Source organism: Mesorhizobium sp. L2C066B000, from assembly GCF_000502335.1.
Taxonomy (GTDB): Bacteria; Pseudomonadota; Alphaproteobacteria; order Rhizobiales; family Rhizobiaceae; genus Mesorhizobium.
This window is the reverse complement of sequence record NZ_AYWZ01000001.1, coordinates 363,159-375,299: the sequence shown is the minus strand read 5'-3', so window position 1 is coordinate 375,299 and position 12,141 is coordinate 363,159. Positions and strand designations below refer to the sequence as shown.

The following is a 12,141-nucleotide window of genomic DNA, read 5'->3' as shown; positions in this document are numbered from 1 at the left end:
CCGACATGGCGTCGACAAAAAAGTTACGCCATTTTGTCAGCCTTCGCTTGCCTTCAACCATCTCAGCACAAGAGCCTCTTCATCATCGAGACCGTCTATCGATCGCTTGCGCTTGTTGGCCTCGGTCATTTCGCTAAGCAGCCGCCCTTCCACCCAGGCTTCGAAAACCTGTGGATGGATGTAGCATTTGCGGCAGACGGCGCGTGTGTTGCCGAGCCGCTCGGCCACCTTGTCGATGACCGCGTTCATCACACGCTTGGTCTGCGCCTGGCTTTCGGGAAGCTCCGTCCGCGCAAACAGCGACGCGGCATGGATGGTGCCGCCCCAGGTGCGGAAATGCTTGGAGCTGAAATTGGCGCCGATCGCGTCGCGGATATAGCGGTTGACATCGTCGGAGCGCACTCCATGCCTCTCGCCATCCTCGTCGAGATATTGGAACAGTTGCTGCCCCGGAATATCCTGCGCGCCGCGCACGACCCGGGCGATGCGGCGGTCGACCAGCTTCAATTTCCATTCCTTGCCGGACTTGCCCTTGAAGGCAAAGCGCAGGCTCGATCCCTTGATGTCGACGTGGCGGTCGCGTAGCGTCGTCAGCCCAAAGCTCTTGTTGTCGCGGGCATAGGCGGCATTGCCGACCCGGATCATCGTGTTGTCGAGCAGCCAGACAATTGCCGCCACGACGCGCTCGGCCGGCAGGCCACGGCGGCGCAGATCGGCATCGATCCGGCGGCGCAGCTCCGGCAGGCTTTCGGCAAAGGCGACAAGGCTGGAGTATTTGGCGCCGTCGCGCTCGGCGGCCCACAGCGGATGGTAGCGGTACTGTTTGCGCCCGCGCTGGTCGCGGCCGGTCGCCTGGATGTGGCCGGCGGGATCGGGCGAGATCCACACATCCGTCCATGCCGGCGGAATGGCCAGCGCCTTGATGCGGGCAATGGCTGCCGCGCCGACGGCCTGTCCTTTCGCGCCCTTGTAGGAAAAGCCTTCGCCCGCCTTCAGGCGCCGGATCCCCGGCTCGCTGTCGCTGATATAGGTGAGCGAGGCCTGTTCGGCAGCGGTCTGCGCGCCGTTCTTCGGCGCTCCATCGTCCCCCCGTCCGGCAGCCGACCGGCCGGATGGCGTCCCAGATTTGTCAAGCATGCCCGCTCCACGAAATTTTTCTCGTAGATAAGCGCTAAGCCGACTGCTGGTTCCACCCCGTTGCTATGGAATGTGGTCGGGTCCACCAATGGTGGCACCAGCCGGCACGGCCATCCAGAGGCCGCCATCGTCGACGTGAGGCGGATGGTAGTCGCGCCCGGGCGGAATCTGTTCGAACACGGCCCCTGCCTCATCGGCAAGGTAGTCATAGCCCACATCCTGCAGGAGCCCCTTTGGATCAAGGTGGTGGTAGAGATTGCGGCGGGCGATCCGCCGCTTCGGCTCCATCATCTTTAAATGATAGAGGTTGAGCCCGCTGTTGCGGGCCTTGAAACCAAGATCGGGAGGATACCAGAGCCCGTGCAGGTCCTCTGGTCGGTACTTCGCCGGATCGTAGGCTCTGAACAGACGATACTGGAACTTTTCGGCCCACAGCCCGTCGACCCGGTACTCGGTCGGCGAATACAATTCGCGGAGCCGGAACCCCCAGGCCATGCGCCTGTAATCCCCCGTCAGCTGTCCGATCCGCTCCGCGGTACCGCGTTCCAGCCGCTCATCGGGATCAATAGCCAGGATCCAGTCGGCGGCAGCTTCATGCGCTGCGTCGAGCAAGATCCGCCGCCGCTGCGGCTCGCTGCTGAACACGCCGGTCGCCCCGCGATCGTCATAGGCAATCCAGCCGTCAACGACCGGATCGATATTGGTGATCAGATCGGCAACCAGATGCGCGTCATAACGATAGCTGAAAACTGCGACCGTTCTCTGGCGCGTCCAGAACAGTCGGCTCCGTCGCCAGCGTCGAGGCTTGATTTGGCTCGTTATCATTTTCTTGTTGCCGCTTTCACGCGATTTCGCACGCCAATATAGACACCCACGGATTTGACCAGCAGGGCAAGCCAGACAATTGGCATCGACATCATCGCGAAAGTTCGATCCCGATCGGAAAGCCCGATCTTCGCCAGCTTGCGGGCATTCCGCCGATCGCGAAACGTGTCGCGAAAACACCGAAACGGAGTGTTCAGGGCGGACGCTGCGAGGTAATCGCCGCGGCGACAGCCGCGCCTGTACTGATCGGCAAGCAATCTGGACAGCCGGGTTTCGTTGCGATGAACGGTTTGCACCTTAGGCTCCCAGACCGGCTGCAGTTCCTGCGGCAGCCGCCCCAGGAATTCGGTGTCTTCGGCAGCAGGCATGGTTTCATCGAACAAGCCATATTCATCGAACAGCCGCCGATCGAACGACACGCCGTAACGCAGCGCACGATCCGACGGCAGACCGGGAAGCCGTCGCATGAACATGATCAGATGAGCCGCACAGGCGATCAGATTGCGCGGATGGCTATTCACCATCGCGCTCGCCACGGCGCGGTCGCCAGCCAGATGCCGCTGCATCCGTGCCTCGGCCCAGCCCGAACAGGCGAGGCAATCATCGGCAAGAAAGGCAACGAAAGGCGCTTTGGTGGCCGCAATGCCGAGATTGCGGGCTGCGCCGACAAACAGCCTTCGACCGACCTCGATCACTGGCACCTTGACCCCGGCGCCGGTCAGCAGCGCCAGGACCTCGCCTCCGCCCGAGTTGACCACCATGATCTCGAGCGGCGCATTCTGATCAAGCAGGGATGTCACCGCCTCGACGATTTGAGCCGGCGCGCGATAGCCGATGACAATGACGGCAAGCTGCGGCGGNAGTTGACCACCATGATCTCGAGCGGCTCATCCTGATCCAGCAGGGATGTCACCGCCTCGACGATTTGAGCCGGCGCGCGATAGCCGATGACAATGACGGCAAGCTGCGGCGGGGCTGATTCAGGCACGTTGCAACTGGACGCGCGGAGAGGAAAACCAGCGCCGCAGCGCCAGCTTCAGCTGGTAGCGCCTGCAACGCCAGGTGTTCGACCGCACCTTCGGCGCCGCCGCCGCGATCCTCAGGAACCGCGCCGCCGTCTCCAGATCGCCGCGCGCATAGTGAACCCTGGCGATCTTGAGGGCGACCAGCCCCTCCCTGGTTTTTAGCGACGACAGTGGGATGCCACAGTCAGTCAGCTCGCGCAGCGCCAGCCGCCAGTCGAGAAAGCGGCGCACCGGCCTGGTGATGAAGCGATCATCGGAACGCACTGCCGAAACGTGGTAGATCATGACGGGATGCACGATCAGGGCAAGCGACGCCCTGCCCATCAGCCTGGACCAGAACAGCGTGTCCTCGTCATAGGCAAGCCCGGTCGGGAAGCGCGTGTCGCCGACGACGCGCCGGGAAACCAGCGCACTGCCCACGGCGATCGAGCGAATGTGACCTTCCAGATAGGCCGAGGCATTGGCTATACCATCTTCTATGTAGCCGGCTGGAAGCTTGAGGTTCCGGTTCTCGCCATCGGTGCGCCGACGGTAGGCGCCGATCACCATGTCGGCGGCCGGCTGCGCCCCCGCCCGGACCAGCATCGACCGCAGCCCGCCCTCCAGATGCAAGTCGTCGGCGTCGATCAGGTAGATCCAGGAGCATTGCGCCTGCGCCAGCGCCACATTGCGGGAGCCGCCCGCGTCCCGGCAGTTGCTCATGAGCACGCGCAACGGCAACGAGAATTGCGTGGCGGCATTCAGCGCGGCTTCTGCCGTCCCGTCCGAGGAGGAATCGTCGACCAGCAGCACCTCGCCGATAACCTCGGCTTCGGAACGAAGCGAGGCCAGCGTGGCCGCTATGGTTGCCGCCGCATTGTGCGCCGGGATGATGACACTGATTGCCGTCAATACCGAACTCCGCATCAGCATGCCTGCCGACCGATCCTCCCCGAAGTTTCAACCGAGCATAACGGGCATCGCCGTTGTTGAGAAGCTGTGCTTCGAGGCTGTCAGGCCTTCTCGAGCGCGACCGGGATGACGTCGACGGCCTGGTCGCCGACCTGGCCGCCGGTGGTTTTCAGCACGCCGACGATCGGAGCCACGTCGGAATAGTCGCGGCCATAGCCAACGGTGATGTGGTCGTTGCTGGCCCGCATGCCATTGGTCGGGTCGAATTCCTGCCAGCCGGCATCGCGCCCACACCACACCTTGACCCAGGCATGCATGGCATCGGCGCCTTCGAGCCGCGGCTTCCCTTTCGGGGGAATGGTGCGCAGGAAGCCGCTGACATAACCCGCAGGAATACCTAGCCCGCGCAGGCCGGCGATCATGATGTGGGAGAAGTCCTGGCACACGCCCCGCTTCAAACCGAAGGCATCGCTGGCCCCGGTACGCACCGTGGTCGCTTCCCCGTCATAGGTGAAATCGCGGTGGATGCGGTTGCACAGATCGATGGCCATGCCGACCGTCGAGCCGCCGGCGCTGTCGCGGGCATAGGCGGTGATCGCCGCATCGATGCCGGCATGATCGCTGGCGGCGAGAAAGTGATGCGGTGCATCCGGCGCCAGTGACCGTACGGCGCCGAGTTCTTCCTGCAGGCGCTGCAGATCGGGCGACACGTCGAGCCCAGGCTCCGGCCGTGACACCGACACGCGCGCGCTCATTCTGATGTCGAGCCCGTCATGGACGTCGCGAAAGGCGATCGCGGTGACATTGTTGCCGAAGAAATCGGCAAAATCCGTGCGCTCCGATGGGGTCGGCACAAACGAAAGCGAGGCCGCGATCACGCGCTGCACGCCGGCAATGGTCGGCGGCAATACACGCACCTGATGCCGGCTGCCGCCGGCCGCGGCGTCATAATCGTAGCTGAGATGAAGCCTGATATCGTACAGCATGTTAACCAAAATACGCTTTAGCCAGGCTGCTATAGAGGTTGCCGATCTCAGTTGCGAGATCGTCCAGCACCTCCGCCGACATCTCCGATGGCTCCATGACGGCAATTGCCGTGTTGAGCTGCAGGATTTCCTTGGCCGCGACCGACATATGCCCCTCCGGCCCAACCGATGGCAACAGGCCGATCTCCGCCTTCAGCCGTTCGAGCTGGAACAGGATCGAGCGCGGGTTGAGTGGGTCGAGCGCCAAGAGGTCGATCACCGTGCGCCGTCCGGCCCGCACCGGATATTGCCGGCGGTGGGTCATGACGCTGTCGCCGATCTCCAGCATCATGTCGAGCGAGCCGTCCGACGCACCGGACCTTGTCAGTCGGGCTAGCGTACGGGCGATCTGGATGCCGCGCTCGATCCGCCGGCCGATCTCGAGGAAACGCCAGCCGGTGAAACGGTACATATTCTCGTGCAACAGGCCGGAGAAACCGGCGAGCTTGCGCAGCATGACCGTCATGGCCCGTGTCGCGTCGTCACCCGGCGCCACCGTGGTGGCGAACTGATGAATGGTCTTCGACAGGTCCTTCAGCGCCAGCCAGCCATCGGGCGAAAAGCGGTCGCGGATCTGTCCGGCGCTGTAGACGGCGCTGTCCAGCGTGCCGATCAATCCGGGCGGAATGGCCGCTTCGAGATCGACGCCGAACGGTTCGAGATAGTCCCTGATATCGGCGAGCAGCAGCATGTCAGGATCGGACGTCTCGGCCAGCCGCACATGATAGGCGCGCAGGATGCGAACCGTATCCTCCGAGCGCTCGATATAGCGGCCGAGCCAGGTTAGGTTTTCCGCCGCGCGGCTGGGCAGGCTGCCCGGCATGGTGCGGACAAAGCTGTCATGCTCCTGCGGCAGAAGCGTCTCGCGCTCGACCGACCGGTCGCTGACCACCCAGACGTCGGCCGCCTGGCCGCCGCGCTGCATGGCGATAGCCGTCGGGTCGAGCGAAAGGCCGACACGGGCGAAACCGCCCGGCATTACCGTCCAGCCATCGGGCGTGCGCGCCAGATAGACGCGCAGGCTTGCCGGTCGCGGTTCCAGCCAGCCGCCGACATAGACCGGCGTCGTCGACAGCGTCACCGCTTCCTGGCCGACGAAACCGCTGCCATCGCTCTCGATGCGCGCGATCAGCGCGATGCGTTCCTCCGGCGTCAGTGCCGAACCGAGCCTGGTCTGGCCGTCATCCTCGAAGGCCAGCCGCGTCGACAGCGCCGGACCGATCACCATGCGATCGATATTGGCAAGCACATGGGCCCGTTCGGTTGCTTGCCCGCACCACCAGGTGGCGACGCTTGGCAACAGAAGTTCTTCGCCGCGCAATGCGCGCGAAATCTTCGGCAGGAAAGCGAGCAGCGCCCGGGTTTCCATCAAGCCCGAACCCAGCGCATTGACCGTCGAAACCGTGCCGCGGCGGATCGCCTCGACCAGCCCCGGGGTGCCGATATGCGAGTCTGGCCGCAGTTCCAGCGGATCGGCGAAGGCGGCATCGAGCCGCCGCCACAGCACGCTGATCGGCATCAGCCCCGAAACCGTGCGCACCATCAGCTTGCCGCCGGAGACGGTCAGATCCTCGCCCTCGAGCAGCATGATGCCGAGATAGCGGGCGATATAGGCGTGCTCATAATACGTCTCGTTGAGCGGCCCCGGCGTCAGAATGGCGACGCGGCCGTCATTCTCCTTCGCCATGCCGATCAGAGCATCGCGAAAGCGACGGAAGAAACCGGCGAGACGGTGCACATGCATCTCGCCATAGATGTCGGACAAAGCCCGCGTCGTGGCGACGCGGTTTTCCAGCGCAAAGCCGGCGCCCGACGGCGCCTGCGTGCGGTCGCCCAGCACCCACCAGCTTCCATCCGGTCCACGGCCGAGCTCGAAGGCGCAAAAATGCAGGAAATGACCGCTGGCCGGCATGGTGCCGACGACGGGGCGCAAATATTCGGGGCTCGCCGCAATCAGGCCTGCCGGCAGGATTCCCTTCTCGATCAGCCGGTTCGGCCCGTAAATATCAGCGACTATCTCCTCGAAAAGGTCGGCGCGCTGCACGAGACCGGCGCTGATCCCGGCCCATTCCTTGTCTTCGATCAGCAGCGGGATATGCGCCAGTGGCCATTCGCGCTCGTTGGCGCCGGCCTTGTCGTAGACGCGATAATAAACGCCGGCGTCGCGCAGATACTGGTCGGCGCGGGCAAAGCGCTGGCCCAGCTTTTCGGGACCCAGCTCCTCCAGCGCCTCGATGAAGGGCGCCCAGGCCGGACGCGGATGGCCCGAAGCATCGACCATCTCGTCGACGACGCCGTCAATCGGCTGGTAGTGCTCCAGCAGACTGTGCCTCAGCGGCTTGCCGCGGACCTTTTTCTGATTCCCCTTTGCCATTGCTGATCAGAGTCTTGCTGGCCGCCTGAGGTCAAGGGTCATTGGGAAGTCTTCAGAGGCTTCTTCATTGCGCAGCACATAGGCCGACGGCGTATGGCCGCGCGGCTCGAAGCGGGCGAGACGCCTCGCCTCGGCCTCATTGCCGTTGACCGGGAACGTGTCGTAGCTGCGCCCACCTGGATGCGCGACATGGTAGACGCAGCCGCCCACCGCCCGCCCCGACCAACGGTCGTAAATGTCGAAGACCAAAGGCGTGTTGACCGGCAGCGCCGGATGCAGGCCCGACGAAGGCTGCCAGGCCTTGAAGCGCACACCGGCCACCGCGACCTCGCGATTGTCGGTGACCTTCATCGGCACGATTCGGCCATTGCAGACAATGGCATGACGTTCCGGGTTGAGGCCTTCGGTCCTGACCTGCAGCCGTTCGACCGAGGAATCGACGAAGCGCACGGTGCCGCCGATGGCGCCTTGCTCACCCATCACATGCCACGGCTCCAGCGCCTGCCGCAGTTCCAGCTTGATGCCGGCATGCTGGACTTCGCCGCAGAACGGAAAGCGGAACTCCAGCTGGGCATCGAACCATTCCGGCCGGAATTCGAACCCGTTGAGCTTGAGGTCGTCGAGCACGTCGAGGAAATCCGCCCAGACATAGTGGGGCAGCATGAAACGGTCATGGAGCGAGGTGCCCCAGCGCACGAAGCGGCCATCAAGCGGGTTGTTCCACGCACGGGCGATGATGGCGCGTACCAGCAATTGCTGCGCCAGCGACATGCGCGCATTGGGCGGCATCTCGAAACCGCGGAACTCGACAAGCCCAAGCCGGCCGGTCGGGCCATCGGGCGAAAACAGCTTGTCGATGCAGATTTCCGAGCGGTGCGTGTTGCCGGTGACATCGGTCAACAGATTTCGGAACAGTCGGTCGACCAGCCAAGGCAGCGGTGCGTTGCCCTGGTCGGGATGCGGCACCTGCGCCATCGCGATCTCGAGTTCGTAAAGCGAGTCATGCCGCGCCTCGTCGAAGCGCGGCGCCTGGCTGGTCGGGCCGATGAACAGGCCGGAGAATAGATAGGACAGCGACGGGCGCCGCTGCCATTGTAGCACCAGGCTCTTCAACAGATCGGGCCGGCGCAGGAACGGGCTGTCATTGGGCGTTGCGCCGCCGACGACGACATGGTTGCCGCCGCCGGTACCGGTGTGGCGGCCATCGATCATGAACTTGTCGGCGCCAAGCCGTGTCTGCCGTGCTTCCTCGTAAATCGCCGTCGTCGTCGCCACGCAGTCCTGCCAGTTGGCAGCCGGATGGATGTTGACCTCGATGACGCCGGGATCGGGTGCCACCCTGATGACGTTGAGGCGCGGATCGTGCGGCGGTCCATAGCCTTCGATATGCACGGGAAGGCGGATCGCCTTGGCCGCGTTTTCTGCGGCTGCGACCAGTTCGAGATAATCTTCCAGCGCCTCGACCGGCGGCATGAACACGCAAAGCCGCCCGTCGCGCGGCTCGACCGAAAGTGCTGTACGCACCGCGCCGCCGATCTCGGTGATCTCCTGCTCCACCCGGTCTTGCTGGCCGGTCGTCGCAGTGAACGATACCGCCTGCTGGCGCCGCGCCATCTCGTCGGCGCCTTCCAGTTCGGCCGGAGCCGGTTCTGGCAGTATGGCTTCCCGCGCCGGCAGCGGTTCACGCGGCAGCGACGGATCGACCGGCACGACATAGGGGAACTGTGCCGGCGGCACATAGGGCAGCGTGCCCAGCGGCAGGCGGTAGCCGACCGGGGAATCGCCCGGCACCAGGAACAGCCGCCCGCGCCGGGTCTTCCATTTCTCCGAGCGCCAGCGCGGGTCCGAAGCCTGGCTGTTCCAGCGCTGCACCGGCAGCACGTAGCCGGACGGCTTGGTCAGCCCGCGCTCGAACACTTTCGCCATGCGGCTGCGCTCTTCCGGGTCTTCCAGCTTGGAGTTGGACGGATCGACATTGTCGGGCAGCTTGCCTTCCTTGAGCAGCCATTCGGCCGGGTCCTCATAGGCCTCGCTGACCATCGCCTTGTCGATGCCGAGTTCGCCGGCGATTGCCGTCAGCAGGTTTTCCGCCTGCTGCGGCCCGACCTTCGCATCGCTCTTTTCGCGCGCGATCAGCGACGGATCGCTCCATACCGGCTGGCCATCGGTGCGCCAATAGAGCGAAAAGGTCCAACGCGGCAGGCTTTCGCCCGGATACCATTTGCCTTGGCCGTAATGGAGGAAGCCGCCCGGCGCGAAGCGTTCGCGCAATTTACGGATCAGCGCATCGGCCTTTTCGCGCTTGGTCGGGCCGACGGCGGCGGTGTTCCATTCCGCCGACTCGAAATCGTCGATGGACACAAAGGTCGGCTCGCCGCCCATGGTCAGCCTGACATCACCCGCTTCAAGTGCGGCGTCGACCTTGTTGCCGAGCGCATCCAGCGCCTGCCAACTCTCATCCGAAAACGGCTTGGTGATGCGCGGATGTTCGGCGATGCGGTCGACACGCATGTCGAAGCCGAATTCGACATTGGCGAAGCTCGCCATGCCGGAAATGGGTGCGGCGTTGCGGAAATGCGGCGTGGCCGCCAGCGGCACATGGCTTTCGCCGGTAAGCAGGCCTGACGTCGGGTCGAAGCCGATCCAGCCGGCGCCCGGCAGATAGACCTCGCACCAGGCGTGCAGGTCGGTGAAGTCGACGGCGGTTCCGGCTGGGCCATCGAGCGCGACCAGATCGGGCTTCAGCTGGATCAGATAGCCGGAGACGAAACGAGCGGCGATGCCGAGATTCCTGAGGATTTGCACCAGCAGCCAGCTCGAATCCCGGCACGATCCCTTTTTCGCGGCCAGCGTTTCCTCCGGCGAGAACACGCCGGTTTCCATCCGCACGATATAGGCGATTTCGCGCTGCAGCCGCGCATTGAGGTCGACGACGAAATTGACGGTGTTGGTGGCGCTACGGTCGATGGTTGCGAGGAAAGCAGACAGCAGCGGCCCCGCCGGCTCCGGCGTGCGGTAGATGGCGAGATCGTCCCTGATGTCTTCGGGGTACTCGAACGGGAAGGTCTCGGCCGATGGCTCGACGAAGAAATCGAACGGATTGTAGACCGTCATGTCGGCGACGAGGTCGACCTCGATCTTCAATTCCGTCACCGGTTCCGGGAAGACGAAGCGGGCCAGGAAATTGCCGTAGGGGTCCTGCTGCAGATTGACGAAGTGGTTCGCCGGCCCGACCTTCAGCGAATGGCTGAGCACCTTGGTGCGGGAATGCGGTGCCGGCTGCAGCCTGATGACCTGGGGCCTGAGAACCACCGGCCGGTCATATTTGTAATGGGTCAGGTGGTAGACGGCTGCCAGTATTGCCATGGGGCCCCGGAGATCGGCGTTTCTTCAGCCGAACCCTGACACATCTATTGGCCATTCTCCAAGCAGAGATGTTGCGCTGCACCTAAATTAAGCAGCCGAAGCCGGCTACGCTGTGTCGAGATTCAGGTCAGGCCGAGTCGAAAATGGCTGATACCGAGAACCGGCGCAGAGCGTACTTTTCGTACGCGAGCACCGGAAGCGCAGGCATCGGCCATTTGCAGGCCGGCCTCACCTGAACATCGGCACAGCTTTAGAAAAACGCCTGTATCCCCGTCTGAGCCCTGCCAAGGATCAGCGCATGCACGTCATGCGTGCCTTCATAGGTGTTGACCGTCTCCAAATTCTGCGCGTGGCGCATGACGTGGTAGCCGATCTGGATGCCGTTGCCGCCATGCATGTCGCGGGCCTGGCGGGCGATGTCGAGCGCCTTGCCGCAATTGTTGCGCTTGACGATCGAGATCATTTCCGGGGCCATCTTGCCTTTATCCATCAGCCGCCCGACGCGCAGCGAGCCCTGCAAGCCGAGCGCAATCTCGGTCTGCATGTCGGCGAGCTTTTTCTGGAACAGCTGCGTGCCGGCGAGCGGCTTGCCGAACTGCTTGCGGTCGAGTCCATACTGCCGGGCCCGGTGCCAGCAATCCTCGGCGGCGCCCATCGCGCCCCAGGAAATGCCGTAGCGGGCCCGGTTGAGGCAACCGAATGGGCCGCCGAGGCCCCTGGCGTTGGGCAGCAGCGCGTCTTCGCCAACCTCGACGCCTTCCATCACCACCTCGCCGGTGATCGAGGCCCTAAGGCTGAGCTTGCCGCCGATCTTCGGCGCCGACAGCCCCTTCATGCCCTTCTCCAGCACGAAACCGCGGATTTCGTCCTTGCCGCTGTCGCCCTTGAGCTTCGCCCAGATGACGAACACGTCGGCGATCGGCGCGTTGGAGATCCACATTTTCGAGCCGGAAATCCTGTAGCCGTTCGCGGTCTTCTCGGCCCGCGTCTTCATGCCGCCGGGATCGGAACCCGCATCCGGCTCGGTCAGGCCGAAGCAGCCGATCCATTCGCCCGAGGCCAGCTTCGGCAGATATTTCCTGCGCTGTTCTTCCGAGCCATAGGCATGGATGGGGTACATTACCAGCGACGATTGCACCGACATCATCGACCGGTAGCCGGAATCGACCCGCTCGACCTCGCGCGCCACCAACCCGTAGGTGACGTAATTGGCGCCGAGCCCGCCATATTCCTCAGGGATGGTGATGCCGAGCAGGCCGGCCTCGCCCATCTCGCGAAAGATGCCGGCATCGGTCTTTTCCTCGAGATAGGCCTCCTCGATGCGCGGCGCGAGCTTGTCGGCGGCAAAGGCGGCCGCGCCATCGCGCACCATGCGCTCATCCTCGGAAAGCTGGTTCTCGATCAGGAAGGGGTCTTCCCAAACGAACGCGTTCTTGTCGGCGGCCATGGCTTCGCTCTCTCCCAAAATCTTGAAGTGCTCGGGCTTATCCGCCTTCGC

Annotated in this window: 8 protein-coding genes; all 8 read right to left on the bottom strand. The window is 64.0% G+C overall.

The window, feature by feature from the left end:
* Positions 1-36 precede the first annotated feature (36 nt).
* The 8 genes from X733_RS163955 to X733_RS163995 all read right to left on the bottom strand — a co-directional run bounded on the left by X733_RS163955 (position 37) and on the right by X733_RS163995 (position 12,090).
* The gene (locus X733_RS163955) at positions 37-1,137 is read right to left on the bottom strand and encodes a DNA topoisomerase IB (RefSeq protein ID WP_023683452.1); all 1,101 of its coding nucleotides are present in this window, start codon (positions 1,135-1,137) and stop codon (positions 37-39) included.
* 63 nt (positions 1,138-1,200) lie between these two features.
* Complete coding sequence (locus X733_RS163960) at positions 1,201-1,962, bottom strand: hypothetical protein (protein ID WP_023686315.1); 762 nt, start codon at positions 1,960-1,962, stop codon at positions 1,201-1,203.
* Positions 1,959-2,762 carry a glycosyltransferase family A protein gene (locus X733_RS163965; RefSeq protein ID WP_023713996.1) on the bottom strand — a complete coding sequence of 268 codons (804 nt, stop codon included), beginning with the start codon at positions 2,760-2,762 and terminating at the stop codon, positions 1,959-1,961. The genes X733_RS163960 and X733_RS163965 overlap by 4 nt, the downstream gene beginning before the upstream one ends.
* Positions 2,763-2,942: 180 nt before the next feature.
* A complete protein-coding gene (locus X733_RS163975) occupies positions 2,943-3,878 on the bottom strand; it encodes a glycosyltransferase family 2 protein (protein ID WP_023725135.1) in 936 nt (311 codons plus the stop codon).
* Positions 3,879-3,979: 101 nt separating this feature from the next.
* Positions 3,980-4,864 (bottom strand): transglutaminase family protein, encoded by an 885-nt coding sequence (locus X733_RS163980; protein WP_023725136.1) that lies wholly within the window; start codon positions 4,862-4,864, stop codon positions 3,980-3,982.
* 1 nt (position 4,865) lies between these two features.
* Positions 4,866-7,277, bottom strand: coding sequence for a circularly permuted type 2 ATP-grasp protein (locus tag X733_RS163985; protein WP_023817309.1), 2,412 nt, complete (start codon positions 7,275-7,277; stop codon positions 4,866-4,868).
* A gap of 6 nt (positions 7,278-7,283) precedes the next feature.
* Complete coding sequence (locus X733_RS163990; RefSeq protein WP_023817308.1) at positions 7,284-10,643, bottom strand: transglutaminase family protein; 3,360 nt, start codon at positions 10,641-10,643, stop codon at positions 7,284-7,286.
* A 250-nt stretch (positions 10,644-10,893) separates the two neighbouring features.
* Positions 10,894-12,090, bottom strand: coding sequence for an acyl-CoA dehydrogenase (locus X733_RS163995; RefSeq protein ID WP_023817307.1), 1,197 nt, complete (start codon positions 12,088-12,090; stop codon positions 10,894-10,896).
* Positions 12,091-12,141: the final 51 nt, after the last annotated feature.

Excerpts from the sequence above, each read along its gene's own strand:
- X733_RS163955 (WP_023683452.1), bottom strand. The coding sequence starts at position 1,137 with ATGCTTGACAAATCTGGGACGCCATCCGGCCGGTCGGCTGCCGGACGG.
- X733_RS163960 (WP_023686315.1), bottom strand. The coding sequence starts at position 1,962 with ATGATAACGAGCCAAATCAAGCCTCGACGCTGGCGACGGAGCCGACTG.
- X733_RS163980 (WP_023725136.1), bottom strand. The coding sequence starts at position 4,864 with ATGCTGTACGATATCAGGCTTCATCTCAGCTACGATTATGACGCCGCG.
- X733_RS163985 (WP_023817309.1), bottom strand. The coding sequence starts at position 7,277 with ATGGCAAAGGGGAATCAGAAAAAGGTCCGCGGCAAGCCGCTGAGGCAC.
- X733_RS163990 (WP_023817308.1), bottom strand. The coding sequence starts at position 10,643 with ATGGCAATACTGGCAGCCGTCTACCACCTGACCCATTACAAATATGAC.
- X733_RS163995 (WP_023817307.1), bottom strand. The coding sequence starts at position 12,090 with ATGGCCGCCGACAAGAACGCGTTCGTTTGGGAAGACCCCTTCCTGATC.